The sequence below is a fragment of the Cellulomonas xiejunii genome, from assembly GCF_024508315.1.
GTDB classification, from domain to species: Bacteria; Actinomycetota; Actinomycetes; order Actinomycetales; family Cellulomonadaceae; genus Cellulomonas; species Cellulomonas xiejunii.
The window spans coordinates 3,766,888-3,792,777 of the sequence record NZ_CP101987.1 but is presented as its reverse complement, the minus strand read 5'-3'; the positions used below and the strand labels follow the sequence as shown (position 1 = coordinate 3,792,777).

24 protein-coding genes and 1 riboswitch are annotated in these 25,890 nt (G+C 72.0%); of the genes, 16 read left to right on the top strand and 8 right to left on the bottom strand.

Going from position 1 to position 25,890, the window contains the following annotated elements:
• Positions 1-31: 31 nt before the first annotated feature.
• The 9 genes from NP048_RS17395 (at position 32) to NP048_RS17355 (ending at position 9,869) form a co-directional block, all read left to right on the top strand.
• The gene (locus tag NP048_RS17395; protein ID WP_227578873.1) at positions 32-1,381 is read left to right on the top strand and encodes an amino acid permease; all 1,350 of its coding nucleotides are present in this window, start codon (positions 32-34) and stop codon (positions 1,379-1,381) included.
• Complete coding sequence (locus NP048_RS17390) at positions 1,378-2,724, top strand: APC family permease (protein ID WP_227578867.1); 1,347 nt, start codon at positions 1,378-1,380, stop codon at positions 2,722-2,724. The genes NP048_RS17395 and NP048_RS17390 overlap by 4 nt, the downstream gene beginning before the upstream one ends.
• A gap of 36 nt (positions 2,725-2,760) precedes the next feature.
• A complete protein-coding gene (locus NP048_RS17385) occupies positions 2,761-3,561 on the top strand; it encodes an EI24 domain-containing protein (RefSeq protein ID WP_227578868.1) in 801 nt (266 codons plus the stop codon).
• A 184-nt stretch (positions 3,562-3,745) separates the two neighbouring features.
• Entirely contained in the window at positions 3,746-3,979 is a 234-nt protein-coding gene (locus NP048_RS17380; protein WP_227578869.1) for a hypothetical protein, read from the top strand.
• A 317-nt stretch (positions 3,980-4,296) separates the two neighbouring features.
• The gene (locus tag NP048_RS17375) at positions 4,297-5,964 is read left to right on the top strand and encodes a sensor histidine kinase (RefSeq protein WP_256769357.1); all 1,668 of its coding nucleotides are present in this window, start codon (positions 4,297-4,299) and stop codon (positions 5,962-5,964) included.
• A gap of 367 nt (positions 5,965-6,331) precedes the next feature.
• On the top strand, positions 6,332-8,407 hold the full coding sequence (locus tag NP048_RS17370; RefSeq protein ID WP_256769355.1) for a hypothetical protein: 2,076 nt from the start codon (positions 6,332-6,334) through the stop codon (positions 8,405-8,407).
• A gap of 203 nt (positions 8,408-8,610) precedes the next feature.
• The gene (locus NP048_RS17365; protein WP_256769354.1) at positions 8,611-9,120 is read left to right on the top strand and encodes a hypothetical protein; all 510 of its coding nucleotides are present in this window, start codon (positions 8,611-8,613) and stop codon (positions 9,118-9,120) included.
• Between the two features lie 78 nt (positions 9,121-9,198).
• Positions 9,199-9,468: an alpha-mannosidase gene (locus NP048_RS17360; RefSeq protein ID WP_256769353.1), complete on the top strand. Its 270-nt coding sequence runs from the start codon at positions 9,199-9,201 to the stop codon at positions 9,466-9,468.
• A gap of 47 nt (positions 9,469-9,515) precedes the next feature.
• Complete coding sequence (locus NP048_RS17355; RefSeq protein ID WP_256769352.1) at positions 9,516-9,869, top strand: ATP-binding protein; 354 nt, start codon at positions 9,516-9,518, stop codon at positions 9,867-9,869.
• Positions 9,870-9,878: 9 nt separating this feature from the next.
• On the opposite strand, the gene NP048_RS17350 is transcribed toward NP048_RS17355, so the two are convergent.
• Positions 9,879-10,733, bottom strand: coding sequence for a hypothetical protein (locus NP048_RS17350; protein WP_256769351.1), 855 nt, complete (start codon positions 10,731-10,733; stop codon positions 9,879-9,881).
• The gene (locus NP048_RS17345) at positions 10,733-11,605 is read right to left on the bottom strand and encodes a type IV toxin-antitoxin system AbiEi family antitoxin (RefSeq protein ID WP_256769350.1); all 873 of its coding nucleotides are present in this window, start codon (positions 11,603-11,605) and stop codon (positions 10,733-10,735) included. Before NP048_RS17345 ends, NP048_RS17350 begins: the two co-directional genes overlap by 1 nt.
• Before the next feature lie 320 nt (positions 11,606-11,925).
• On the opposite strand from NP048_RS17345, the gene NP048_RS17340 reads away from it, so the two are divergent.
• From NP048_RS17340 to NP048_RS17330, 3 genes are all read left to right on the top strand, one after another.
• Positions 11,926-12,441, top strand: coding sequence for a hypothetical protein (locus tag NP048_RS17340; RefSeq protein WP_256769349.1), 516 nt, complete (start codon positions 11,926-11,928; stop codon positions 12,439-12,441).
• Positions 12,441-13,151: a hypothetical protein gene (locus tag NP048_RS17335; protein ID WP_256769348.1), complete on the top strand. Its 711-nt coding sequence runs from the start codon at positions 12,441-12,443 to the stop codon at positions 13,149-13,151. Before NP048_RS17340 ends, NP048_RS17335 begins: the two co-directional genes overlap by 1 nt.
• Positions 13,152-13,238: 87 nt before the next feature.
• Complete coding sequence (locus NP048_RS17330) at positions 13,239-13,508, top strand: alpha-mannosidase (RefSeq protein WP_256769347.1); 270 nt, start codon at positions 13,239-13,241, stop codon at positions 13,506-13,508.
• A 36-nt stretch (positions 13,509-13,544) separates the two neighbouring features.
• On the opposite strand, the gene NP048_RS17325 is transcribed toward NP048_RS17330, so the two are convergent.
• From NP048_RS17325 to NP048_RS17315, 3 genes are all read right to left on the bottom strand, one after another.
• Positions 13,545-14,117 carry a thermonuclease family protein gene (locus NP048_RS17325; RefSeq protein ID WP_256769475.1) on the bottom strand — a complete coding sequence of 191 codons (573 nt, stop codon included), beginning with the start codon at positions 14,115-14,117 and terminating at the stop codon, positions 13,545-13,547.
• Between the two features lie 186 nt (positions 14,118-14,303).
• On the bottom strand, positions 14,304-15,179 hold the full coding sequence (locus tag NP048_RS17320) for a hypothetical protein (RefSeq protein ID WP_256769346.1): 876 nt from the start codon (positions 15,177-15,179) through the stop codon (positions 14,304-14,306).
• Positions 15,176-15,712: a DUF6318 family protein gene (locus NP048_RS17315; protein ID WP_227575964.1), complete on the bottom strand. Its 537-nt coding sequence runs from the start codon at positions 15,710-15,712 to the stop codon at positions 15,176-15,178. Before NP048_RS17315 ends, NP048_RS17320 begins: the two co-directional genes overlap by 4 nt.
• Positions 15,713-16,047: 335 nt before the next feature.
• On the opposite strand from NP048_RS17315, the gene NP048_RS17310 reads away from it, so the two are divergent.
• Complete coding sequence (locus NP048_RS17310) at positions 16,048-17,034, top strand: Fic family protein (protein WP_284439709.1); 987 nt, start codon at positions 16,048-16,050, stop codon at positions 17,032-17,034.
• 71 nt (positions 17,035-17,105) lie between these two features.
• Here the strand turns inward: NP048_RS17310 and NP048_RS17305 are convergent, their stop codons facing one another.
• Together NP048_RS17305 and NP048_RS17300 are read right to left on the bottom strand one after the other, a co-directional pair.
• Complete coding sequence (locus NP048_RS17305; RefSeq protein ID WP_227575190.1) at positions 17,106-17,945, bottom strand: hypothetical protein; 840 nt, start codon at positions 17,943-17,945, stop codon at positions 17,106-17,108.
• A gap of 65 nt (positions 17,946-18,010) precedes the next feature.
• Positions 18,011-18,607 (bottom strand): DUF6318 family protein, encoded by a 597-nt coding sequence (locus NP048_RS17300; RefSeq protein ID WP_227575191.1) that lies wholly within the window; start codon positions 18,605-18,607, stop codon positions 18,011-18,013.
• Positions 18,608-18,959: 352 nt separating this feature from the next.
• Positions 18,960-19,069, top strand: a riboswitch (SAM riboswitch).
• A gap of 18 nt (positions 19,070-19,087) precedes the next feature.
• On the opposite strand from NP048_RS17300, the gene NP048_RS17295 reads away from it, so the two are divergent.
• The gene (locus NP048_RS17295; RefSeq protein WP_227575192.1) at positions 19,088-19,759 is read left to right on the top strand and encodes a hypothetical protein; all 672 of its coding nucleotides are present in this window, start codon (positions 19,088-19,090) and stop codon (positions 19,757-19,759) included.
• Between the two features lie 223 nt (positions 19,760-19,982).
• Positions 19,983-20,165, top strand: a complete 183-nt coding sequence (locus tag NP048_RS17290) for an Rv0909 family putative TA system antitoxin (RefSeq protein ID WP_208287366.1) — start codon at positions 19,983-19,985, stop codon at positions 20,163-20,165.
• Between the two features lie 536 nt (positions 20,166-20,701).
• On the opposite strand, the gene NP048_RS17285 is transcribed toward NP048_RS17290, so the two are convergent.
• Positions 20,702-21,550 (bottom strand): NYN domain-containing protein, encoded by an 849-nt coding sequence (locus NP048_RS17285; protein WP_227575193.1) that lies wholly within the window; start codon positions 21,548-21,550, stop codon positions 20,702-20,704.
• Between the two features lie 163 nt (positions 21,551-21,713).
• Here NP048_RS17285 and NP048_RS17280 point away from each other — a divergent pair, with 163 nt between their 5' ends.
• Positions 21,714-25,814: a tetratricopeptide repeat protein gene (locus NP048_RS17280; protein ID WP_227575194.1), complete on the top strand. Its 4,101-nt coding sequence runs from the start codon at positions 21,714-21,716 to the stop codon at positions 25,812-25,814.
• The last annotated feature ends 76 nt before the right edge of the window (positions 25,815-25,890 follow it).

Here is a 25,890-nt window from a genome sequence, read left to right as displayed (position 1 = left end):
CGGGCACGGCCTGCGGGCGCGGCACCTGACGATGATGGGCCTGGGGTCGGCGATCGGCGCGGGGCTCTTCCTCGGCAGCGGCGTCGGGATCGCGGTGGCCGGGCCGGCCGTGCTCGTGTCGTACGCCGTCGCGGGGCTGCTCGTCGTGCTCGTCATGCGGATGCTGGCCGAGATGGCCGCGGCCGTGCCGGCGAGCGGCTCGTTCTCCGTCTACGCCGAGCGTGCGCTGGGCCGCTGGGCCGGGTTCACCCTCGGGTGGGTCTACTGGTTCACGCTCATCATGGTGCTCGGCGTGGAGATCACCGGGGTCGCGCGGATCGTCACCGGGTGGCTGCCGGGGGTGCCGCAGTGGGGCGTCGCGCTCGCGGCCGTCGCGGTGTTCGCGGTCGTCAACCTCGTCGGGGTACGGCAGTTCGGCGAGTTCGAGTTCTGGTTCGCGCTCATCAAGGTCGTCGCGATCGTCGGGTTCCTCGTCGTCGGCGTCGCGCTGGCCTTCGGGTGGCTGCCCGGGACCGAGCCCGTCGGGACGTCGAACCTGCTGGGGCACGGCGGCTTCGCGCCGACGGGACTGGGCGGGATCGCCGCCGGGCTGCTCGTCGTGGTCTTCGCGTTCGGGGGCATCGAGATCGTCACCATCGCGTCGGCCGAGGCGCGCGACCCGCAGCGGGCCGTCGCGCGCGCCACCCGGTCGATCGTGTGGCGCATCCTGCTGTTCTACGTCGGGGCCGTCGCCGTCATGGTGCTCGTGCTGCCGTGGGACGCCCCGCAGCTCGTCGACGGGCCGTTCGTCGCCGTCCTGGAGCTGGCCGGGCTGCCGGGCGCGGCGCGGCTCATGGAGGTCGTCGTCGTCCTGGCGCTGCTGTCCGCGTTCAACGCCAACATCTACGCGACGTCCCGCATGGCCTTCTCCCTGGCCGGGCGCGGCGACGGTCCGCGCGTGCTGCGCCGGGTGTCGGGGCGCGACGTGCCGTGGGTCGCCGTGCTGGTGTCGGTCGTCCTCGGGCTCGTCGCCGTCGCGCTGAACTGGCTGCTGCCCGACGCGCTGCTCGGCATCCTGCTGAACGCCGCGGGATCGTCGCTGCTGGTGGTGTGGGTGCTGGTCGCCGTGTCGCAGCTGCGGCTGCGGCCCCGGCTGGTCGCCGCCGCAGGCCCCGAGGGGCTGCCGCTGCGCATGTGGGGCTACCCGTGGCTGACGTGGGCGACGCTGGCGGCGCTGGGCGGGGTCGTCGTGCTGATGCTGACCGACGACGCGGCGCGCGCGCAGCTCGCCGCGACGGCCGGGCTCGTGGCGGTGGTGGTGGGGATCTACGCCGTGTCGCAGGTTCTGCGGCGGCGCTCGACGCGCGCGACCGGAGGGGCTGCCGCAGAATCGGGCGCGTGACCGGCGACACGACGGACGAGACGACCACAGGCGCTCCCACGCTGCGCCGGGCGATCACGGGCCCCCTGCTGTTCCTGTTCATCCTCGGGGACGTGCTGGGCGCCGGGGTGTACGCGCTGATCGGCGAGATGGCCGGCGAGGCGGGCGGGCTGGTGTGGCTCGCGTTCGGGATCGCGCTGGTCATGGCGCTGCTCACCGCGTTCTCCTACGCCGAGCTCGTCACCAAGTACCCGAAGGCCGGCGGGTCCGCGGTCTTCGCGGAGAAGGCGTACCGCAGCCCGCTCGTCGCGTTCCTCGTCGGGTTCTGCATGCTCTCCGCGGGTGTCGTCAGCGCCGCGGGGCTGTCGCTCGCGTTCACCGGGGAGTACCTCACCGCGTTCGTCGACGTCCCGCAGGTGCCCGCGGCCGTGGTGTTCCTCGTGCTCGTCGCGCTGATCAACGCGTGGGGCATCAAGGAGTCGCTGCGCGCCAACATCGTCATGACCCTGATCGAGACCACCGGCCTCGTCGTCGTCATCCTGCTGGGCGCCTGGGTCATCGGCCGCGGCGACGCCGACCTGAGCGGGGCGTTCGCGCCGCCCGCCGAGACCGGCGTGGCCACCGCGGTGCTCGCCTCCGCGCTCATCGCGTACTACTCGTTCGTCGGGTTCGAGACGTCGGCGAACCTGGCCGAGGAGATCACGGACGTCTCGCGCGTCTACCCCCGCGCGCTGTTCGGGTCGCTGCTCACCGCGGGCGTCGTGTACCTGCTGCTGGGGTTCGTCGCGCCGGCCGTCGTCGCGCCGGACCGCCTCGCGGAGTCCACGGGCCCGCTGCTCGAGGTGGTGCGGGTCGCGGGTCTCGTCCCGCCGGGGGTGTTCGCCGTCGTCGCACTCATCGCCGTGGCCAACGGCGCGCTGCTGACCATGATCATGGCGAGCCGCCTCTCGTACGGCATGGCCGAGCGCGGGCTGCTGCCCGGTCCGCTCGCGCGCGTGCTGTCCAAGCGCCGCACGCCCGGCATCGCGATCGTCGTCACGACGCTCGTCGCGATCCTGCTGGCCGTCACGGGCGAGCTCGTGGACCTCGCGTCGACCGTCGTCCTGCTGCTGCTGTTCGTGTTCCTGTCGACGAACATCGCGGTGCTCGTGCTGCGGCGCGACCACGTGGAGCACGCGCACTTCCGGGCGCCGACGTTCGTGCCCGTGCTCGCCGTGATCTCCTGCCTCGTCCTGCTCACGCGGCAGGAGCCGCAGCACTGGGCGCTCGCCGGGGTGCTGATGGTCGTGGGGGTCCTGCTGCACCTGGTGACGCGCAAGTCGTCGCGGGCGTCGGCGGTGGCGCGGGGGACCGCGGAGGGGTGAGGGGCCTACGCTGCGACACCATGCGTGAGGTGCGCGATGCGTGAGGTGCTCGACGGTGCCCGGCTGCTGCTGCGCGGGTGGGGGTACTGGCGGCGGCAGCCGCGTGTCATGGCGCTGGGTCTGGTGCCGGCGGCGGTGGTCGGCCTCGTCGTGCTCACTGCGATCGTCCTGCTCGTCATGCACCTCGCGACCGTCGCGGAGTGGCTCACGCCGTTCGCCGACGACTGGTCGCCCACGTGGGAGCGGACCGCCGAGGTCGCCGCGCAGGCGGTGGTGCTCGCGGGTGCGGTCGTCCTCGTCGTCGTCACGTTCACCGCGCTGACCCTCACCGTCGGCGAGCCGTTCTACGACCGGATCTGGCGGGCCGTGGAGGCGACCGAGACCGGAGCGGTGCCGACCGGTGACACCGGGTTCTGGCGCGGCGCGGAGGACGGGCTCGCGCTCATGGGACGCGGGCTCGTCGTCGCGGTGCTCGCCGGGGTCGTGGGGATCGTGCCGGTCGTCGGGACCGCGCTCGGGTGGGTCGGCGGGCTCGTGCTCACCGGGTGGGTGCTGGCGCACGAGCTGACGTCCCGCGCACTCGTGTCCCGCGGCGTGCCGCGGCGCGAGCGCAACCGGCTGCTGCGGGCGCACCGGCGCCGGGCGATCGGGTTCGGGGCGGCGACGCAGCTGTGCTTCCTGGTGCCGGGAGGGGCCGTGGTGACGATGCCCGCAGCGGTCGCCGGGGCGACGCTGCTCGCGCACGCCGTGCTGCGTGAGGGGGCCCGACCCTCACCGTCGGCCACAGGGTTGTCCACCGATGGCGACAAGCCGGACCACCGGGTGATCGACGTCTGACGAGAGGGTCGGCGCACCTCGGTGCGGGAACGGGACCCGGGGCCTGGCGTACGCCGGCTGGATCCATTCCACGGGCACGTGCCTGAAGTTCGTCCACTACGGGCACGGTGTGGTCGGAAACGTCTGGCAGCCTATGGCGGGTCTGAGGCCGGCAGGTACTGCCGGTGATGAGGAGGATGTCGTGATGCTCTTCGCTGCTGTCGCGGGGCTCGTCTGCGCGGCCCTGGCCCAGAAGGCGGTCCGCTCACGGACGTGGGCCTGGCGTACGGCCGCAGCGCTGTGCGGACTGGCCGCTCTCGCGGTGTGCGCGGCAGACACCCTGGGCAGGGGTGGCTCGATCTGGCCGGCGGTCGTCGTGACGGTCCTGATCTCGGCCTCCTACGCCTTCTCGCCGCGGGGGTCGAGAGCAGGACGATGACACATCGCGTGCCCCCGGGTCGGTCGACGACCCGGGGGCGGCGCGCACTGCTCGGCCTGCTGGCGTGATCTGTCGGGCCTGACGCCGTGCCGCGGCGGGTACGTATTCACCCTTTAAGCACAGGTTTATCCACAGATGGGGAGAAGTGGTACTTATCGGGTGACCCCCGCCTTCGGGTCTGCGCCAGAGCCGATGTCGGCACCCGTCCGCTCCTGGCGTGGGCGAGGTTGCGCGGGACGGCGTCGGCACCACCCCGGATGGGGACCCTGGTCCCGCGACTCCCTATCCTGAGGCGCGTGCCGCACCAGGAGGTGTCCGTGAGGCAGGCAGCTGCCGGCTCCCGACCGCAGGACGACGTCGCGTCAGCGCTGCTCTCGGCGATCCTCGACATGGCGGGTGACCTCGACGCCCGCAGCCTGCTGGAGCGGTTCGTCGCCGCGAGCACCGGCCTGACCGGCGCGCGGTACGGCGCGATCAACATCGTCGACGCGAACGGGGCGTCCGTCGAGTTCGTGCAGAGCGGCATCACCGACTCCGTCGTCGGCCTGCTCGGGCACCCGCCGCACGCGTGGGGCGTGCTGGGCGTGATCCCCGACGAGGGCGTCCTGCGGCTCGACGACCTCACCCAGCACCCCGCCTTCCGCGGTCTGCCGCCGGGGCACCCGCCGATGGGCTCGTTCCTCGGCGCCGCCGTGCGCGTGCGCGGCGAACGCTTCGGGACCCTGTACCTCTCGGAGAAGGAGGGCGGGTTCGGCCCGGACGACGAGGCGGTCGTCCTGTCGCTGGCCGCCGCTGCCGCCGTGGCCGTGCGCAACTCCCAGTCGTACGCGCTGGAGGTCCGCCGCCACCAGTGGCTGACCGCCGCGCAGGAGATCGCCACCATGCTGCTCGAGGGCGCCGACGCCGAGGACGTCCTCGAGCGCGTCGCCGCCGCCGCGGCGCAGGTCGCCGACGCCGACGTCGCCGCGATCGTCCTGCCGGGAGCCGACGACGAGCTGCTCGTGGAGATCGTCACCCCCGCGGGCAGGTCCCTGCTGGGAGCGGACATGAGCACCGAGGGGCGCGTGCGCGCCGCCTTCGACGACGGCACCGGGTGCCTCGTCGCCGACACCGTGGACTCCCCGGCGCTCGTCGGGTACGGGCCGTCGCTCTTCGCGCCCCTGCACGCCCACGGCGAGGGGATGGGGGTGCTCGTGCTCCTGCGGCGAGCGGGCGCCGCGCCCTTCACCGAGGAGGACCTCCACCTCGCGCAGTCCTTCGCGCGGCAGGCCGCCCTCGCGTTCGTGCTGGGTGAGGCGCAGCGGCTGCGCGGTCACGCCGCCGTGCGCGACGAGCGCACGCGCATCGCGCGGGACCTGCACGACCTCGCCATCCAGCAGCTCTTCGCCGCCGGGATGCAGGTCGAGGCGCTGCGCACCGACCCGTCGGGGCCCGTCTCGGCGGAGGCGGCACAGGTGCTGGAGCAGGTCGTCGGGCACGTCGACGCCGGCATCCGGCAGATCCGCGTCATCGTGCGGACCCTCGACGACCCCGGCGCCACCATCCCGCTCGTCGAGCGCGTCGTCGCCGAGGTCGAGCTCGCACGCTCGTCCCTCGGCTTCGCCCCGCACCTCAGCGTCCACGTCGACGGCGTGTCCGTGGACCCCATCGCCGGGGACCGGGTGGTGACCGGCGGCATCGACGAGGTCGTCGCGCCAGGCCGCGCCAACAACGTCGTCGCGGTCGTGCGGGAAGGGCTGTCGAACGTCGCGCGCCACGCGCGCTCGCACGCGGTGTCCGTGCGGCTGTCCGTGACCACCGGGGACCCCGGGCAGGTGGTCGTCGAGGTCGAGGACGACGGGGTCGGCGTGCCACCGGCGCGCACGCGCTCGTCGGGCACGCGGAACCTCGCGCAGCGCGCCGAGGAGTCGGGTGGGTCGTTCGCGCTGCTGCGGCCCGCGTCCGGGCGCGGGGCGCTGCTGCGGTGGTCGGCGCCGCTGGACTGAAGGTGGGTGCCGCTGTGTGGTCGAGGGTGCCGTGAGCTGCTCGATGGTGCCCGGGCGCGCCCGCAAGCGCCGTGGGTGGTCCGTCGCGCCCGGGTGAGGCCCTGTGGACGACCCGGGCGACGGACCGCTCCCGATCGCTACGGTGTGCCCGGTTCGTCCGGTGCTGGCCAAGGGGGTGCGCGTGGATCTCGCGGTGCTGGAGCGCACGCCGGAGGCCGGTGACGTCGAGGCCGTCGACGGGTTGGTCGCCGGCTACGTCGCGCGCGCGGAGCGGTTCGCGACCCGGGCGGTGAGTATGCGGTCTGCCGGGGACGGGTTGGTCTCGGCGTCTGTCGGGGAGTGGGCGTCGGCGTTGGGGGAGCGGTCGGTGCGGCTGGCGTCCGGGCTGGACGATGCCGCCGGCGGGTGCCGGCAGGTGGCCGAGGTGCTGGCCGGGTACGGCGCTGCATTGCGAGGGTTGGAGCGTCGGGTGATGACCGCCCGGCACGAGGTGGAGACGGCGCGGGTCCGCGCGGTGGCGGCGAGGGAGCGGTACGCGGCGGCGCTTGCCGGTGGCGTGGTGACGGTGCCGTGGTCGTGGACGGATGCGCCGGCGTTCGCGGCCGTGCCGCAGGCTGCTGCCGAGCTGGGGGTCTGGCGGTCGGCGGTGCGCGACGCAGCAGAGGGGTTGCGGGCGTTCGCGGCGTGCTGCGACGAACGTGAGGACCTGGACCGGCAGACCGCCGCACGGCTCGTCGGGGTCGAGGTGATGGGCGCGTACGCGCCGGGGACGGGGGTCGACGCGATCGTCGACGTGCCGTTGGCGCAGGCGTTGGCGTCAGTGGCTGCGGGGACGATGACCTCGGAGGAGCGGTCTCTGCTGGCGCGATGGTTCTCGAGCGCCGCGGACGAGGTCGCGGTCGACGAGCTGACGAGTTTCCTGGATGCGTGGGGCTCGGACACGGGCGTCATGGCGGCGGTCTTCGCGGCGATGGGCGGCGAACGGACGATGCGACTCCTGACCGCACTGGGCAATGCCGTGCCGTTCGCCCAACATCACCACCCCAACACGCTCTCCGCTCTGGGAACACAGGTGCGCGCCGGGCTCGCGGTCGGGTCACGCGGGTGGTCGAAGGCTCAGGTGGAGTCCTTCGCTGACGAGATGTTCCGCCAGATGGTGTTCTTCGACGGCGCGAGCGTCGTCGGGTACCTGTTCGCCGACCCGGACCGCGCGCTGATGAGTGCGGCGCTCACGGTCGCAGTGGCCGATCGGATCGACGGGTGGGAGCGGGAGCACGGGCGGCTCCCGCCGGGCGGGGACCAGCCGGGGTACTGGCTGGCGTCCGCGGCTGTGCCGGGGAGTGACCCGCGAGCGGTGCTCGATCCTGCCGCGGGCGTGCTGGCCACGCTCGGCGCGTACCCGCAGGTCGCGCGCGACTGGCTCACGGGCGTCGATGTGGACTGGTCGAACGACGCCGCCGTGTACGACCGCGCACGCGTGGACTACTGGTTCGAGGAACGCGCCTGGCCTCTGGGTATCTCCGACGGGTTCGCCGGCGTGGCGACGTTGTGGCTAGGGGTGCAATCCGCCATGGGTTCACCTCAGGAGGTGTGGCAGAGAGCAGCTCTCAATGACGCAATCTTCGCCCGGTTCTCACGCAACGCAGCTCTCCTGCTCACCGAGAACATCAGCCCCCCGGCGTCGCTGCGCCTTGCCCAAGTCGTCGCCTCCCAGATCGTGACGCTCGTGGAGGTCGGCGGCATGCGCGGACCGATAAACGACCGGGCCGCCTGGGAGCTCGTTCCTACCCCGTTCGATCCGGACAAGGCGGTCGCAGCGACAGTGACGCGCGTTGAGCTCGTCCGTATCCTCGCGGCGGCGACGAGCGAGCCTGAGGGGCGACTCGCCGTTCAGAGAGCGCTTCTCGGCTACGAGGTGGATGCGCTGGCGCTCGCAGCGGACGGTACGGCGTCGGTGGACCGGGTCCTCGAGCGGCTCGCCGTCGTCTGGGCGGTCGCCGATGGCGCAGTCAACGGAGCGACGCAGGCGGAGCTGCAGCGAGTCTCGGACGAGGTCCGCGTGTCGCTCGGTCTCGCGCGGGTACCCGTCGATGTCGCACTCGCATTCGTCCCGAACCCCATCGTCGCCATCGGTCTCGATGCAGCGGTCGACTACCTGGAGAAGCTCGCTGTCGAGCACTGGACGCCGGGGCAGCCAGAGCCTGCGTCGGTCCGCTCGGCCGGTGCTGACCCGATCTCGCTGTTCTTCACGGATGCGGTGCAGACATACCGGGATGCGGGGTTGTGGGACCAGCCCGCTCTGCGCTCGGACTCTGCCGAGGAGTTGGCCGGCGCTGAGGGGCTCGAGTACGTCCAGATGTACCAGGACGTCTCGCTCGCAGTGCATTCCGCTTTGCAGGAGTCGAGCTCAGAGTCCGGTGGGAGAAGCGGTGAGGGAGCATGATGGTAGGAAATGCGGGTCCGCTGGCGAGATCCGCTGTCCGCAGATCGCCACGCCCGCTCGGTCTGGTCATCGCTGCGGTGCTCACGGCCGTGACGGTGACAGCGTGCGCTGACTCCGAGCCCGTGCCCGATCCAGTTCTCGTGTGGGTGGACGGGGAGCCGGGGGGGCCTCTCGAATCGGACCCCTGGGTTCGAGCAGCGCGGGTGGCCGAGACAGAATTCGCTCTGGCGTCGAACGTCGCGGACTTCTCGCGCCCCGAGTTGCTCAATTCCTGGACGTACTTCCGCGTCGCCGACTTCGCAGGCGCGGTCCGAGGGGACCTCTTGTACGGGACGCCGAAGGTCTACACAGGGCCCCTTCCCTTCGCACCGGTAGAGGTCCGGGTCGCTGATGACGGGAAGAGCGCTGAGGTGGCCGCGTGTATCGACAACCAGGAGATCCTGCCCTCCCAGTACGACGGCAACCGATGGCCAAACGCCGTTGTCTTCTGGGTCGATCTGATGGACGACGGTCTCCGACGAGTGAGGGCCGTCGGGCCGCCTCCTGAGCCCTTCCGGCTCGCGGATGGCACCGAGTTGACGGCGGAGTACTGCGACACCGTGCCAATCCACCGGGCCGTGTTCGAGCCCGTCCCGGACCTGGCGGCGTTGGGGGAGAAGGACCGTGGGGACGTCGTCCCGCCTCCCTCGCCCAGCCCGTCGGCTACCTCATGAGTCGGAGGTCGTCAGAGTCCGAGGCTCTCGGTCGAGGCGTTCAGGTGACCGACGCACCTCCTGGCGAAGAGGGCGCTCGTGGTTGACCTGATGGTCGACGACGCTGCCGTGGCGTCGTTCGCCGCCGCAGTCCACGCCCACGCCGGGCTCGTGGGCGCCGAGTGCACCGCCACCGGTCAGGTGCTGGGATCGGGCGTCGTCCAGGACGCGTTGGGGAACGTCTCCCTGGTGCTGACCGTGCTCGACCAGGCGTTGGCTGAGGGGGCGGGTGCGCTGGCGCGTGATGCGCGCTCGAGCGGGCAGGCGTGGAGGTCGGCCGACACCGGCATCGCGATGCGCGCGGTCTGACGGGGGTGTCCCGTGTTGCGGCGGGCCACGGAGTCCACGTCGACGGCGTGTCCGTGGACCCCATCGCCGGGGACCGGGTGGTGACCGGCGGCATCGACGAGGTCGTCGCACCCGGCCGCGCCAACAACGTCGTCGCGGTCGTGCGGGAGGGGTTGTCGAACGTGGCGCGCCACGCGCGCTCGCACGCGGTGTCCGTGCGGCTGTCCGTGACGACCGGCGAGGCCGGGCAGGTGGTCGTCGAGGTCGAGGACGACGGGGTCGGCGTGCCACCGGCGCGCACGCGCTCGTCGGGCACGCGGAACCTCGCGCAGCGCGCCGAGGAGTCGGGTGGGTCGTTCGCGCTGCTGCGGCCCGCGTCGGGGCGCGGGGCGCTGCTGCGGTGGTCGGCGCCGCTGGACTGAGGGGGTGGGTCAACCGGCCAGAGGGCGGGGCGGCGTCGTCGGTGACAGATCGAGCTCGGCGAGGCACTGCCGTGCCGCGGCTGCCGCGTCGGCGGCCAGCACATCGGCGGGCAACGGATCGCCGTCGGCGACGCGTTGCGTGGCGTAGAGCCGGGCGGCACGTCCGCGAGGGTCGGTGAGCTGGGCGAGCGCGGCCCGCAGGACACCGTCGAACTCCTGCTCCCGGCCGGCTGGCAGCGCCGCTCGCGCGGCACGTGCGGCAGCGCGAGGGCCCCCTGCGGTGTTGTGCTGGACGACGAACGCCAAGTCGTACGGGTCGCGGTCGGCACGACGTCCGAGCACGGCCGCAGCCTTGGCGAGCAGGTACCCGCCGAGGTTGGCGAACGGCACGTCGACCCAGGTCGTGAGGTCGCCGGACGGGACGGCCAACCGCCGGATCACGGGGTCGCGCAGCGCCGGCGCGGGGCCGGCGACGTTCTGGACGGTCATGCGGGTGCAGCCCGGCACGGTGAGCTGCTGCCCGCGGTGGTCGAGCACGTCGGTGAGCAGGTCGATGCGCACGGGGGTGTCCTCGAGCGTCATCACCCACTGCCAGGCCCGGGACTCGCCCACGGGCACGAAGCCCGTCGCGTCGAGCGCGGCCTCGAGCCAGCCGAGGTCCAGCTCGTCCCTGTCGTAGACGAACCCGAGCTGCACGACGAGGTCGATGTCGGCCGTGCCCTGGTGCGGGGCCTCCGGCACCGGGGCGAGGAGCTCCGGGTTGAGGCCGCCGACCACGACGAGCCCGTCGGTCCGGCCGTCGAGCTGCGCGACCAGGCTGGCCAGGGCGGCCTCGGCGATGGCGCGGGTGCGGCGTGTGCGCATCAGAAGCCGATCCGCTGCTCGCGCAGGTACGTCGCGTACTCGTCGGCGCGCACGCCGCCGCGGCGCAGCAGGTCGCCGTAGAGACGGACGTCGCTCACCAGCGGCACGTCGTCGTCCGACGCGCCCCCTGCTGCCGGGCCCAGCAGGGGGACCGTGTACCGGTCGGCGCGCACGACGCGGACCCGCACCCCGGTGTCCGTCGGTGTGAGCTCGGCTGCGGCCAGCAGGTCGCGGAGATCGTGGTCGAACGCCCCGCCGTCGAGGTACAGGTCCACAGGGTTGGTCGCCGTCGTGAGCGGGGCGCGACGCTGCAGTGCGACCAGCCCCGTCACTGCCCAGGCGCCGCGCGGCCAGGCCGGTGCGAGCACGTCGGCGAGCCAGGTGTCGGGGTCACGGAACAGCGCATGGGCTGCGACGACGTCGTCCTGCCGGGACGCGTACCAGGTCGCCCACCCGTCGAGCATCGCACCGCGCTCGACGATGTCACGGCGGGACGTCGGCCCGCGTCGCGGACCGGTCGGTGCTGTCCACCCCTGGGTGTCGAAGTAGGTGAGGGCTCGCGAGGCGGCTCCGGGCGACGCACCGACCGCCGCGGCCAGGTCGGCCACCGGGGGGACGAGCGTCTCGCCGGTCGCGGCCCGCTGGAGGAGGTGCTCGGCGACCGCGCCGGCAGCTGCGGTGAACCGGACCGGTGTCGTCTCCGGTGGGGCGGCCGGTGTCGGGATACGGATGAGGACCGGGCCGGCTGCCAGGTCGAGCCCTCCCGCGTCGTCTGCCCAGGAGATGCCGCGCTCCGCCAGGAGGGCGCGGCTGCCGGGGGAGAGCCGGCGGGCGACGATCACCGGGGTGGCGTCGGAGGCCCCGTCGGCCATGGTGCTCAAGGCCAGGCGAACGTCCGCGGGGAACCCCTCGCCGGCCCAGACGGGGTGGAGCCGGTGGGTCGTGTGGTGGTGGCGGAGGTCGACGCCTGCGGGTGTGGAGTGGACGTCGACTCCTCGGGCCCCGGAGGCGCGGAGGGCGCGGAGGAGCGCGTCGCGGGCGCGGGATGACGGCTCCATAGTTGTTCACTGTAACAGTAAACAACTCGTGAGTGGGGGTGTTGCTCGTGTCGGTGCGTGGTGGTGTCCGGGTGTGGGGCGCGGGCGGCGCCTGTGGATGGCCTGTTCGCGGGACCGGGCGAGATCGGTACGGTGTGCCCGGTTTCGTCCGGTTGTTGCAAGGGGTGCGCGTGGATCTTGGGGTGCTGGAGCGTGTCGCGGACGGCGCGATCACCGGCGCGACGGAGGCGGAGCTTCAGAGAGCCTCCGACCAGGTGCGTGACGCCCTGGGACTGGTGCGCGTGCCTGTCGACACGGCGCTCGCGCTCGTGCCCAACCCGATTGTCGCCACCGGGCTAGACGCTGCCGCTGACTACCTGGAGAACCTGGCGATGGCTCAACTCACTCCGGACGGTGTGGTGCCCGAACTCGTGGGACGCCGCAGTGGGACCGAGATGAGCGACTACTTCACGGACGTCGTGCGCGTCTACGGAGAGGCGGGCCTGTGGGACCAGCCGAGGGTGCGGGCCGACTCCGTGGTGGAGAACCACACCGCCGCGCACGCGCAGCGCTACGTCGCGACCTACAAGAGCACGTCTACCGCTATGCGGGTCAATGTCGTCGAACAGGGACAAGAAGCCATCAGGGTCGCCGCTGGGACGGAGAGTTGATGCACGAGCCGCACGAGCTCGGCCGGGTCGTGCCGGAGGTCACCCGACCCGTGGTCTTGATGATGGCCGCAGTCGTCACCGTCAGCCTGGCGTCGTGTGCGGCAGAAGAGCCACCTGCGGTGGCCCCGGACCTCGTGTGGAACGGCGCTGAACCCGATGGGCCCCTCGAATCGGACCCATGGGTGAGCACCATCCGTGCCGGACATCTTGCATTCGGGTTGGCGGCGAACGCCGCTGACTTCTCTGACCCGGATCTGACCCGCACGTGGAGGCCAACGGAGGTTGACCAGTTCGTGACAAGGGCTCAGGGGGAGCTCCTGCGCGGCAACGCCAAGGTCTACCTCGGGCCACTTCCCTTCGCGCCGTTGGCGGTCGAGGTGGAAGAGGGGGGGACGTCCGCTCGTGTCGCAGCCTGTATCGACGATTACGACACGTTGCCACGCGAGCCGGCCGATGGCAGTCGGTGGCCCACCCCGTTGATCTACTTCGTGGAGCTCACTGGCGACGGTCAGCGTCGCATCGTGGGTGCCGAGCGGCCCCCCGAACAGTTCGTTCTCCCGGACGGGGCCGAACTGACGCCGGACTACTGCGACGGGGTGCCGATCCCGCGAGCGACCTTCGATCCCCCGCCGGATCTCGAGACGTTGTCGAAGAAGGGGCGGGATGACGTCGTGCCGCCGGCCCCGAGCGACCCTTCGGTGGCGCCGTGAGACCGGCAGAGATCGTCACCCGAGTCCGACCTTCGCAGGCGAGCGGTGCCCACGTGACGGATCCGCCTGACGTAGAAGGGCGAGGTCGTGGCTGATCTGAGGGTCGACGACGCCGCTGTCGCGACGTTCGCCAGCGCGGTTGAGGCTCATGCCGGGCTCGTGGGTGCGGAGTGCGCCGCCACCGGTCAGGCGCTCGGGTCGGGCCTCGTCCAGGACGCGTTGGGGAACGTCTCTCTGGTGCTGACCGTGCTCGATCAGGCGTTGGCTGAGGGGGCGGGTGCGCTTGCGCGTGATGCCCGTTCGAGCGGGCAGGCGTGGAGCTCGGCCGATACCGGAATCGCGATGCGCGCGGTCTGACGTGTGTCCCTCGTGGCGTCAGGCCCACGGGCCGGTTCAGGCGGCGACGTCTCCACCACACGTGGTCGGGGACCACAGCCCCGCCGCGCCCTGAGCCGCCAGCTGCTCGGCGTCGCGGAAGTCGGACTGGTAGGCGTAGGGAGCGGCGAACGTGTACTCGAGTGCGTAACCCTCGGTGAGCATGACGTGGTTGAACAGGCGCCCGTCGGGCAGCCAGACGTAGTCGAGCTCGCGGCCGTACCGGTCGACACGGTCCTGCGTCGGGTCGCCGCGCAGCATGACCGACGTGCCGGCGAGCAGCTGCTCCGCGCGCTGGGCCGCCTCGGGACCGAAGCACTCGACGGGCTGGTCCGGGGCGACGGACTCCGGGGTGTCGATGCCGATCACCCGTACGCGTGTCTCGCCCTCGGGGCGAGCCACGATCAACGTGTCACCGTCGACGACCCGCACGACAGGGAACGGCCCCTCGGCGTCGGCGGGCGGGGTGACGAGGTCGGGGGTGGGTGACCCGGCGGAGACGCTGCCGATGTCTCCGTCGGAGGTGCCCGGGCGGTCGACGTCGGTCAGTGAGGTCGGCTGGCCCAGTGCGAACCACGCGCCGACTGCCATCACGGCGGCCAGCAGCAGCGGTCGTGCGCGGGTCCGGCGCCGGCGAGGGGCGCGTCGGGCCGTCACCGTCGACGTGGCGAACGCCGGGTGCTGGCGTATGGGTGCGTCCGGACGACGGGCCATGCCCTCGTATCGGCGGTGGTCCGGCCCGAGTTGAGCGAATGCTCCCGACGTGCGGCGATCTCGTCAGCAGTCGGGTGGCTTGGGTCTGTCGGTGCAGAGGTCGGCGACGAGGCGGCTGGTGCGTTCTTCGATGGTGAAGGGTGGGGAGGTGGTGGTGGTGATGGCGGTGCCGGTGATGTCGCGCCAGGTGGGGTTGCCGTCGATCTGGTAGCGGCCGGTCCATTCGGCTTGCAGGGTGATGGTGGTGGTGCCGGGGTTCTCGTACTCGTGGAAGACGTCGTGGTCGGGGTAGGGGTGTCCGGGGGAGCGGGTGGTCAGGGTGTGGCCGTCGCCGAAGTCGTAGGTCCAGCGGGTGGGGGTGGCTTCGACGGTGATGCCGTAGCCGAGCAGCTCGGTGCGCAGGGTGACGGGTGTGGGGTCGGTGGTGACGATGGTCTCGATGTTGATCAGGACCCAGCCGCGGTCCGGTTGCAGGGTGAGGGTCGGGGCGGGGATCGGCAGCAGGCGGAAGTCGGCCTCGGTGAGGACGGGTAGCAGGTCGACTCCGCAGCCGCCGGCGTCGATCTGCTGCCAGGGTCCCCAAGCCGCCGCGGGTGTGGTGCGGGCCTGGCGCCACATCGGGAGGACCATGGTGTCGCCGTCTTCGCACTGCTGGATCGCTCCGGCGAGGTCGGCGAGCTCGGGGCAGGTGCCGTCCGCCGAGCCCTTGGTCCAGATCCCGGCGACCTCACGGCACTGCGGGGCGCGTTCGTAGTTGAACAGCCGAAGTTCCGGAGGGAGTGACCGGGTTGCTCGGGCAGCGCGTTCCGCCTCGCGAGCGGCAAAAAACTCGAACTGGCCCTCGCCAGCCTTGCCTGCTGTTCCGAGGTCGTCGCCGGGAACGGCGGCCCCCAGGATCAGCAATGCGGTCAGAGCGAATGAACTGACGCGCTGACTCATCCCGTGGTCTCCACGCCGAGCGCCTCGACCGTCCATCCGCCGTTCCACCGCAGCCCGAAGCGGAGGATGCGCTCCGCCGCGGCTGTCTCAGAGACCACAACGCCGGCCCGGTCGCGGGTGGTGCCGGCACCTTCGGTCAACCGCAGTTCGACCGTGAAGGACTCTCCGCTGACGAGTTCCGTAGGCGTCGCTTCGTGAACTGAGACTGCGTAGCCTTCCGACGTCTTCCCTTCGTCACGGGTGGCGCTCACCTGGTCGACGATCGCGGAGCAGGTCGAGCACTCTGAGCTGGACAGCTCGACCAGCAAGGACGGATCACCCGTCAGCCTCGAGTACGTGTAGAGCTCCATGAAGTAGCGAGACGCCGCCGTCGCGCCGTCGGCATTGGGGGTTGCCATCGCCTCGGGGCGCACCGGAGGCGATGGCGGCTCCGGCGCCGGGCTTGGCGTGGGCGTCGGGCTCGCAGTCGCCGCCGGAGTGGCTGTTGGCGTAGGCGGGGCGTTGCCGCCGTTCGTGCACCCCGCCAGTGCCATCCCCAGTGCCAGCGTCAACGCCAGCAATGAGAGCGCGCGTCGTCCCGTTCCACGTGTGGGCATGTCGGGAAAGTACCGGTTCTGCGCACGGCGAGGTGATGGTCGGCCAGATCTGTGGACACGAGCCGTGGGGCCGCGGTGGAGGTCCTCGCACGAAGTCCTGTCCGCCGACGGGCGCCGGCTCCCCCTCATCCGGATCCGCCAACGTCGTTGCTGCGGTCTCATTGTCCGAAGCCAAGCGTTGCAAACCGCTCGGTTGCAATGGTTTGATTCCAAGGGCCCGACCGTAGCAACTGAGGAGTCTCATGGCCGTCCGTCGTGGTGGACCCGGTCGGATGAGCCGCCAAGCCGTGTATCGCTCCCTCGACGAGGCGATCTCGGAGGTCCGGGACCAGCTCGGGGGCCTGCCGTCGCCCGCAGAGGCCCGCGCCATCTGGGACGAGCTGTGGGTGCACGACGCCCACAACTCGACGGCCCTCGAAGGCAACACGTTGGTGCTGCGTGAGGTCGAGCAGCTCCTTCATGAAGGGCGCGCGGTCGGTGACCGGCAGCTCGCCGAGTACATGGAGGTGAAGGGTTACGCCGATGCCGCACAGTGGGTGTACGCCCAGGCCGTCGTGCCGGACCTTGTCGGCGGCGGTGAGCTGCTGACGCTCACCGACGTGCGGTACGTGCACCGGATGGCGATGACGCCGGTGTGGGACGTCGCGCCGAACCCGGACGCCGGACCTCACGAGGGGCCGGGCAGCTTTCGGCGGCATGACATCCACTCGTTCCCCGGCGGGATGAAGCCACCGTCGCATGCTCTGGTCGAGCCGCGACTGAGGGACTGGCTCGACAGCGTCGAGGCGGTGCGTGCGTCGGCGGCGCACCCGATGGAGGCGATCGCTGCCATCCATGCGGGTTTCGAGCAGGTCCACCCGTTCATCGACGGGAACGGGCGGACCGGGCGGCTGCTGATGAACCTGATCCTGTGCCGTTTGGGGTATGCGCCGGCGATCATCCAGAAGAGGGAGCGCGAGCGTTACCTGCGCGCACTGCGTCAGGCGGATGCCGGTAACTACGGGCCGCTTGCCGAGCAGATCGCCCGTGCGGTGCTGGACAACATCCTGCGCTTCATGGTCCCTGCCCTGGCGGGAGCCGAGCGCCTGGTCCCGCTCGCATCACTCGCGACACCCGAGGTCAGCCACCTGGCCCTGCGCAACGCTGCGCAACGAGGCCGGCTCAAGGCGCAGCGTGCCGAGAACGGGCAGTGGCGCAGCAGTCGAGCATGGGTCGACGAGTACATCGCATCGAAGTACAGGTCCGCAGCGCGCGGCTGAGGCGTGGGGCGTCCTCAGCAGCGTGTCGGCGCCGGGTTCGGGGTTCGATGAAGTCGCATGCTGACGGGCTCTCAGCAGTCGGGTGGCTTGGGTTTGTCGGTGCACAGGTCGGCGACGAGGCGGCTGGTGCGTTCTTCGATGGTGAAGGGTGGGGAGGTGGTGGTGGTGATGGCGGTGCCGGTGATGTCGCGCCAGGTGGGGTTGCCGTCGATCTGGTAGCGGCCGGTCCATTCGGCTTGCAGGGTGATGGTGGTGGTGCCGGGGTTCTCGTACTCGTGGAAGACGTCGTGGTCGGGGTAGGGGTGTCCGGGGGAGCGGGTGGTCAGGGTGTGGCCGTCGCCGAAGTCGTAGGTCCAGCGGGTGGGGGTGGCTTCGACGGTGATGCCGTAGCCGAGCAGCTCGGTGCGCAGGGTGACCGGTGTGGGGTCGGTGGAGGCGATGGTCTCGATGTTGATCAGGACCCAGCCGCGGTCCGGTTGCAGGGTGAGGGTCGGGGCGGGGATCGGCAGCAGGCGGAAGTCGGCCTCGGTCAGGACGGGCAGCAGGTCGACTCCGCAGCCGCCGGCGTCGATCTGCTGCCAGGGTCCCCAAGCCGCCGCGGGTGTGGTGCGGGCCTGGCGCCACATCGGCAGGACCATGGTGTCGCCGTCTTCGCACTGCTGGATCGCTCCGGCGAGGTCGGCGAGCTCGGGGCAGGTGCCGTCCGCCGAGCCCTTGGTCCAGATCCCGGCGACCTCACGGCACTGCGGGGCGCGTTCGTAGCGGAAGAGCTGCAGCTCGGGCGGGATCACCCGGTTCTCGCGAGCGAGCTGCTCGGAGCGATCGACCGCGACGCGTACGACATCCTCCGAGAGCTCGCTGCCGAACCGCGGCTCTCCTTCGGCCGCAGCCGGAATGGCAAGGACTGTCACGAATGGAGTGGTCGCGATGAGGAGAATCGCCGTCCGGCAAGTGATGCTCCGAACATGGCTCTTGATCATGACGCCGGTGCCGCGGCCGGGCCGACCTCGTCGATCGTCCACCCATCGGACCAGGTCATGACAATGTCGATCTCACGGTCCTCTAGAGGGTGGTCCTCGAGGACTCGCCCTTCGGCGTCCAGGTCCACGGACGCATCAATCCGCACGTGAAGGCGTGCGGAGTACCACCGTCCGGCATCCACCTCGGTGCCTGACGCAGCGAGGATCTCCGCGCCCCCAACGTTTCGGTGTCCACGACTATGCAGATCAGTCACGTTCGCCGTGATTCCTGAGCAGAAGCTGCACTCGGGCGATGACAGCGCGTTCCACTCCGCTAGGTCACCAGTCGCGTTGATGTATGGGTACAGCGAGATGAAGTAGCTCGCGGCAGCCGCGGCGCCGTCGGCGCTCGGTGTCGCCATCGCCTCGGGTCGTACTGGTGGGACGGTGACGTCCACCGTTGGTGAGGGCGTCGGCGACAGGGTGGGCGTCGCCGTCGCCGTCACAGGCGGCTGCGACGTGGCGTCGTCCGTGGGGTCGGCATCAGTGGCGCAGCCGGAGGTCGCCAACGCAATGGCAACGACCACGACGGCGACCTGTGCACGCATCTGCATGTCCGGAAGGTACTGGTTCGAAGCGGTTCGGCGGTGAGGTCGTCCCGCATCTGGGGACAACTTCGCCGCGGCGTCGCGATCGGCCGGTCCCGTCGCGTGGTGAGGACGGCCGCTGACGGACCGGACGGAGGGGCGCGATGCCGTGGCGCGACGTGTCGTGCGTCGACTGAGGCCCCGTGCCTCAGGGCGTCGGGCTCTGGTGTCGGTCGGTGACGAGGTTCTCCTGACGCCCGCCCACCAGGAAGGAGCCAGCCAAGCGCGCACGTGCCAGCAGCCAGAGCGGTCGGTCTCCCGCGCCACGCCGATGACGCCGACCACCCCCATGTCAGCCGCGGGTCCTAGGGTGTCTCCCGATCACGAAGCTCGGCCTCAAGCCCTCCGGCTGGCCGACTGGCAACCGCGCAGAGCGCACGGTGCCCCCGGAGGAAGATCCGCCCGTGCCGCCGGTACGGGAAGCTGCTCGACCTGACGGAGTACCCCGTGCTTGATCTGCACCTCGACGACCCCACCCACCTCGCGTGCATCTCCGACGCTCCCGGTCACGTCGTCCAGCCCGACCTCGTCGCCCGCGCCGTCCGGGCTGACGGCACCCCGTGGCGGCTGACGCGGGTCGGTCCGCATCGCATCGAGCTCGTCGGTCCCTCGGGTGAGCGGGCGAGCTGGTGGCTGCACGATTTCAAGCCATTCGTGCAGCACCTCCGTACCGCCGACCCGACGGTGTGGGTGTACGACTTCGGGGTCGTGCGCGTCGGCGGACGGTACGTCGCCGTCACGTCCCGCGAGCACTGGACCCCCTGCGCGCGAGTGACGACGCGTCGGCCGGGCACGCAGGTGGCGTGGCTCGTCGCCATGCTGCAGCCGCGGGCGGACGCCGAGGGCGCTGACCTCGTCCCCCCGCACACGGCCACGCTCTACCACCTCGATCCGCCCTACCAGCTGGGCCGGCTCGCGAACGCCCCGATCGACTGGGTGCTCGTCCTGGCCTACCAGCGCGACGGTCGAGGAATCACGGTGATCTACGAGGCCGACGCGACGGGCCGGCTCGTGTCGCCCTGGGACCTGCCGGGCAGCCACGACGACGGGATCGATCACGTCCGAGCCCTGCAGGGACTCGGTTACGAGATCGCTCTGCCCCCAGCGGGCGACTGCTGACGGCCGCCGACTCGGGAGCGTGACTTCCCGCTGGTCACAGCGACGCGATGTGCCGATCGGGTCGGGCCCTCGGCGGGCGCAGTGCCGCCCCGATCCCGCGGTGCGGGTGCGGGTGTCCAGGGGTCGACGCAGGATGGAACGGCGCCGGGGCCGCCCGGTGCGGCCCGCTCGTCGCCCCGTGCGCCGGGCAGACCTTCCGTAGTGATCGACGAGGGGGACACGCATGGGCATCGACGACCTCAAGGGCAAGGCGTCCGACGCGGCGCAGGGCGAGAAGGGCGAGCAGGGGAGCGACGCGGCCCTGGAGAAGGGGTCCGACGCGGCGTCGTCCGCCACGGGCGGCAAGCACGACGAGCAGCTCGACAAGGCGCAGTCGGCGGCGGACAAGAAGATCGGCGACCAGTGACGACCTCCGTCCGGGCCGGGCGCGGTGCCCGGCCCGGACGGGCGGGGAGCGGCTGAGCAAGGACGTGACGGGCGCGGGCGCGACGGAGACGGAGCCGACGGGGACGGGGGCTGTCCGGCGTCGGCGGGAGGACGACTGAGGAGGTCGGACCCGGTCCACGGCGAGGCGCAGACTCAGTCGCCGTGGGAGGCGCGGGACCGGCGAAGTCCCGTCGCCGCGCTGTGGGCGAGGCGACGGGACTCCGTCGTGGGTGCTACCGCGAGCTCGGTCGCATGCGGTAGGTCCCGTTGCCGTAGCTGACCTTGGCGTAGCCACCGAAGGCGTGGCTCCGGCCGGACGGCTGCTGGAGCCGGGCCGAGCTGACGCTACGCGCAGCAGACTGCCTGGACGTGGAGTACTTGGGCATGTCGATCACCTCCTCTCGATGGGTCGGGTGGGGTGCGGCGCGGGCGCGCCGCCGTCGACGGAAGCACGAGGGGGCACCGGGTTGACCGGCGACGGCGCGCGCTCGGGATCGCGGGCAGGAGCACGCCGGGTCACGCGGTCACGCTCGCGGGGGCCCCAGCCACGGCGGGCCGTGCACTGCAGCGGGCGACCGTCCTCATGGCCGTGATGGCGCGCTCGTGCGCCCGCGTCCGGCGGTGCACCCGGGTGCAGGTGTCCGCGGCGCTGGCGAGCCGGCGCGAGAGCGTCCGGCCGCACCGCGGGTCGGCGTTCTCGGCCGTGACCACCCGGACGGTGAGACCGTGCGCCTTCGCGCGGCGGGCGAGCGGCTCGAAGCAGTGGTCCCCGGAGACGATGACCAGCTCGTCGTAGCGCTTCGCGACACGGTGCAGGTCGATGGCGGCGAGCAGGGCATGGTCGGCACCGTCCGGTGCGTCGGCGCCCACGACCCACCGGATCCCGTCCCCGTGGACGGCGTGCCGGTAGCGGCGCGCGACCTTGCGCGCCGCTCCGACGACGACGTGGTCGCCCTCGGAGATCCGCGCGGCGTGCTCGAGGCGCTGCCAGAGCGCAGCGACCTCGGTGGGTGCGTCCTTCGCGCCGTGCGTGACGTTCTCGATGTCGACGAGGACGTAACGCCGGGTGCCGGCCGGCTCCGTGCGGGGGCTCGGTGCCGACTGCCCGCGCCCGTGGACCGGACGTGCGGTCCGGTCCGGCTGCGTGTCGAGGTGGAACCCGCGGCAGTCCGGGCAGGCGAACGGGCTGATGGTCAGCCTCGACGAGCCCGCGGTCGCACCCTTCGCCCCGTCGCGGGCCTGGTGCCGGTCGCGGTACCGCGCCAGGCCGGTCGCGGGACACACGGGGAGACGGTGTGCTCGGCGCCGGCCGTCGGCACGGTATGCGCTCGTGAGCTCGGAGTCGATGCGTGCGGTGCGTGCCATGGTGCGCTCCTTCGGGTCTGCGTCGGTGAGGTGATGGCACGACGATGGCGGGACGCAGAAGGGGCATCCAGACCAGGAATTCCTCCGTATGCCCCGGTCAGTGCCCGGGTGGCCCCCCGAAAGGAGGTTCTCCGCGACCCCTCGGCACTGCCAGGCTCTGGTCGTGACGGTGAAACCGGAGCTGAAGGTCGACGGCGATCTCCTCGCGGCGCTCACGAGCCGTGCTGAGCAACGACCGGAGCGCGCGGAGCTCTACCGCGTCCTTCACGGGCCCCCGGCGGACCAGCCCGTGCCGGCCGATCCGCTCGTCGTCGTGGCCGCGTACGTCAACGAACTCGCGAAGAGGTACGGGCTGTCCGAGCACCGTGACCTGTCCACCAGCCAGTTCGACGACGTCGCCCCGCCGTCCCGGGCCATGGCCCTTCTCCGGGCCTGCGTCCCGGAGATCGAGCAGGACGCCGACGCGCTGCGCGGTCGCCTGTACGAGGTGGTCGTCCGACTCTCCGACGAGCCCGCAGCGCGGGCGTTCCTCAACAGGAGCGCGCCCGTGAGCGAGGTGGGCTTCCGGAAGATCGCGCAGGTGTACTGGAACCTCGAGCAGAACGAGCAGCGACCCAAGCTGCCGATCCGGAGCGGCCAGGAGATCACTGTCGGAGGACGGCGCACGAGTGCGGCCATCGCGTCCTCCGACGGCAACCGGGACCTCGCGGCGGAGCTGCTCACCGAGCGCACACGAACGAGGCTGACAGGGCTGGGTGAGGGAACGGCCGACGCCACCTCAGGGCAGGCCTTCCGCACGAAGGGCGCGCGGTTGGCGGTCCTCGTCGCCGAGGAGCTCCTCCGGGACGCACCCTCGCCGCTGCCGAGCGCCTCGATGGCGCTCATGATCGTCGTCGACGCTCGCGGGCGGCGGCAGGTCAAGGTCTCGAGCATCGACGCGGCGGCCCCCGGTGCGCCGGGTCCGGCAAGCGACGTCCGGCGGCCGACGCCCGCGGAACCGTGGCGTCCTCACGGTCGCATCGTCGTCGGGCCCGTCGCCACCGTGGGCGCCGCGTACGTCCGGCGGGCCGTCGACGACGAGATCGAGCGGCTCTGGGCGTCGGACGGTGACCGCAGGGTGTGGCTGCGTGGCGGACCGGGCCACGGCAAGTCGTTCGTCGCACGACGCGTCATGCAGGACGCGCTCGCGTGGGAGGGTGACGACGCGGAGGTGCTCCTCGTCTGGGTCGACTCCGCCGGCCCGGACGCCGTCCGCGATGCGTTCTCGGCGGTGCTCGACCGGGTTCCCGGGCTGGGAGCCGTGCCGGTCGACGGACCGGATGCGCTCGATGCACGGGCCCGCACGGTGCTCGAGGCACTCGTGGTCTCCGACTGGCGGTGGTTGGTCGTGCTGGACGACGCCGACGCCACGGGGCTCATCGACGCGGGACTCCTCCCGCCTGGCACCAACCCGCTCGGGAGGGTCCTCCTGACGACACGGGCGCGCGACGCCCGCGTCCCGTCGCACGGGCACGTCGTCGGCGTCGACGTCTTCACGCAATCGGAGTCCGAGGCCGTGCTGCGCAGCCAGGTCGACCCGGGCAGCGGCGGGGCGGCGGCGCTCGCCCACGCCTCCACCACGGACACAGCCGCGCTCGCCGCGGCGGTCGGGCACCACCCGCTCGCGCTGTCCGTCGCCGCTGCGACCATCACCGCCAACGCCATGGAGGTCCACGACTGGATCACCGAGTTCGACGCGGCCGCGACGATGGACACCGCCGCCGACGAACCCGACCCCGGTGGTTACCGGCACCTCGTGGGCGCCACCTGGCGCATCGCGCTCGACCGCGCGTCCGCCGGCCTGCGGCCAGGTGTGGTCGAACGGGCGGCCACGGTCGCGGCGCTCCAGGCGCCCGAGGGGCACCCGTCCTGGATCTGGTCGTGCCCGGCAGTCCTCACCTGGGTCCTGGGCGAGCCCTCGGAGGTCGTCCCGCACCGCATGCCCGAGGCCGTCAAGCGCCTCGTCGGGCATGGTGTTCTCGAGATGCGAGGCCCCTCCTGGAAGAAGGGGGCACTCGCGATCCACCCTCTCGCCGCACGAGCGGTCCTCGAGGTCGCCGACCCGACGGACATCGCGGACGCCGCGGCCGTGCTCACGAACCAGTGGCTGCTGCGGCTGGCCACCGGTGACCAGGCCGTCAGGGCAGGACTACGTCGGAACCTCGAACCGCTCGTCTCCCGCGCGGTCCCGGGGAGCGCCGCCCACCGGACCGCGCAGGTGCTGCTGAGCGTCGCGCGGGAGGCGGTCCGCTCGTACACGTCGCAGCGTGACGTGAAGGCAGTGATCGCGTCGTACCTCCGACGAGGTGGGGCGACCGGAGAGGCGATTATGGCCTGGCAGCTCGCGTCGCTGGCGGACACCGCCGAGCATGCGGGGCTGGCGGCAGAGGCCCACTCGGCGTACGAGGAGGCGGCGGCCCTCTACGAACGGGTCCTGGCCCGGCCCTCCGCAGACGACGAGAAGAGAGCGATCGAGCTCCAGCGTGCCGGGGAGGTCCTCGCGAGGCTGGGGCGCGACGTGGAGGCGCGGCAGCGTCTCTCGGAGGCGTTGACCGTCTACGCGCGCGTCCCGGACTTCGGCAGTTCGCTCGACGACCTGGTCACGCTCGTGGAGCTGCAGACTGCACTCGGTGACCATGCCGCGCGGGCGGATCTCCTCCGACGCATCGCAGAACGTGTCCCGCGCATGGTGGAGGGCCACCCGCGAGACGACATCGCCGCCGTCCTTCCGGTCGCGGAACGCATGCAACGTCTCGGCCTGGACGACCAGCTGGCGCCGCTCCTGGGCGACCTCACGGCCGAGGTCACGGCGGAAGGGCACACGGACCTGAGCGTCGTCGAGCTCAGAGCGCTCGTACGTCTTCAGGCGGCAGCGGGGAGGTGGGCGGACGCCGTCGAGACGTTGCCGCACGTCATCGAACGCGCGGGTGTGTGCGTCGAGGACCTCGTCGTGCTGGCCGGCCTGCTCGCGCACCTCGGTCGGTCGGAGGACGCGGAGCAGGTGCTCTCGCATGCGCTGCAGGCCCGTGCGCGGCCGGACGAGGACGGTGCGGACGAGGATGATGGGGCGCAGGCCCGTCGTGCCGTGGCGACCGACGCCGTCGTCAGCGGTTCCCTGCAGGCGGCCGGCTTGGGCGCGATAGGTGCCCAACGGTTCGGGGACGCGGTGGGCATCTACACCGAGCTCGTCGACTTCCTTCGCCTCCAACCGCGTGAGCTGCGCGGCCGCGAGGCGGCAGTGGCCTCCGCTCTGATCCAGCGCGCGGGGGCACAGCTGCGCGACAGGCGCATCGACGACGCGCTGCACTCCGCGACCGAGGCGGCGGACGTCTACCGGATGCTGAGCGAGCTCTCCCCGGACGACATCGGCGTGCGTCGCCAGCTGGCGCTGGCGCTGGCAACCGTCTCGACGGCGTGCCTCGGCCTGGGCCGGCGGGACGACGCCCGCGACGCTCAGACCCGTGCCGTGCAGGTGACTCGGGAGCTGCCGGAGCCCGAGCACTCCGACGAACAGCTGCGCCATGACCTTGCCGCACACCTCCAGGACATGGGGCAGCTGAGTCGCGCACTGGATCGTCACGACGACGCCGCGTACCTCTTCAGTCGCCTGGTGGCGATCCGGATGGCGGAGCTCGAGGCCGAACCGGGGTCCGTCGAGGTGCTTCGCGGGCTGGCACAGGCGCAGACCTCGCTGGGTGATGTGATGCGGGACCAGGAGCGGTTCGACGAGGCGGAGCGGTGGCTCGTCGACGCCCTGGGCGCGTGGCACGACCTCGTCGGCCGCGATCCCGGCGACGCCGGGACGCGGCGCAGCCTCGCCCAGGCGCTGACGTCGCTCGCGCACGTGCAGGCAGCGCTCGGGCGGACAGACCAGGCGACAGCGACGCAGCGCCGGACCGTAGACCTTTGGCGTGAGGCAACCCTCAAGGATCCGGGCGACCGTGACGCGCAGCTGGGGCTGGCGGACGCCCTCCTCCTCCTGGGATCTCTTCACCACATGGCCGGGCGTCCGGAGGATGCCGTGGAGTGTCACCGAGGCGCCGTCAACGTCGCCGACATGGTGGCCGACCTCACTGCGGGCACGCAGGATCCGCCCCTCACGAGCTTCCGGGCCCGGGTACTGTCACAGCTCGCAAGCAGCCTCCGAGCCCTCGGACGGACCGACGAGGCGGATGCCGCGGAGCGGCGGGCCGAGAAGCTGACCCGGGCGGATGGCCCGGACTGACGGAGGTGGCAGCGCGGCCCGGGCGCCGCTGACGACCGACGTCGGGACGTCGATCGAACGAGCCCTCCAGCACGCA

Excerpts from the sequence above, each read along its gene's own strand:
- NP048_RS17395 (WP_227578873.1), top strand. The coding sequence starts at position 32 with ATGATGGGCCTGGGGTCGGCGATCGGCGCGGGGCTCTTCCTCGGCAGC.
- NP048_RS17385 (WP_227578868.1), top strand. The coding sequence starts at position 2,761 with ATGCGTGAGGTGCTCGACGGTGCCCGGCTGCTGCTGCGCGGGTGGGGG.
- NP048_RS17380 (WP_227578869.1), top strand. The coding sequence starts at position 3,746 with ATGCTCTTCGCTGCTGTCGCGGGGCTCGTCTGCGCGGCCCTGGCCCAG.
- NP048_RS17350 (WP_256769351.1), bottom strand. The coding sequence starts at position 10,733 with ATGCGCACACGCCGCACCCGCGCCATCGCCGAGGCCGCCCTGGCCAGC.
- NP048_RS17345 (WP_256769350.1), bottom strand. The coding sequence starts at position 11,605 with ATGGCCGACGGGGCCTCCGACGCCACCCCGGTGATCGTCGCCCGCCGG.
- NP048_RS17335 (WP_256769348.1), top strand. The coding sequence starts at position 12,441 with ATGCACGAGCCGCACGAGCTCGGCCGGGTCGTGCCGGAGGTCACCCGA.
- NP048_RS17325 (WP_256769475.1), bottom strand. The coding sequence starts at position 14,117 with ATGGCAGTCGGCGCGTGGTTCGCACTGGGCCAGCCGACCTCACTGACC.
- NP048_RS17320 (WP_256769346.1), bottom strand. The coding sequence starts at position 15,179 with ATGAGTCAGCGCGTCAGTTCATTCGCTCTGACCGCATTGCTGATCCTG.
- NP048_RS17315 (WP_227575964.1), bottom strand. The coding sequence starts at position 15,712 with ATGGCACTGGCGGGGTGCACGAACGGCGGCAACGCCCCGCCTACGCCA.
- NP048_RS17310 (WP_284439709.1), top strand. The coding sequence starts at position 16,048 with ATGAGCCGCCAAGCCGTGTATCGCTCCCTCGACGAGGCGATCTCGGAG.
- NP048_RS17300 (WP_227575191.1), bottom strand. The coding sequence starts at position 18,607 with ATGCAGATGCGTGCACAGGTCGCCGTCGTGGTCGTTGCCATTGCGTTG.
- NP048_RS17290 (WP_208287366.1), top strand. The coding sequence starts at position 19,983 with ATGGGCATCGACGACCTCAAGGGCAAGGCGTCCGACGCGGCGCAGGGC.
- NP048_RS17285 (WP_227575193.1), bottom strand. The coding sequence starts at position 21,550 with ATGGCACGCACCGCACGCATCGACTCCGAGCTCACGAGCGCATACCGT.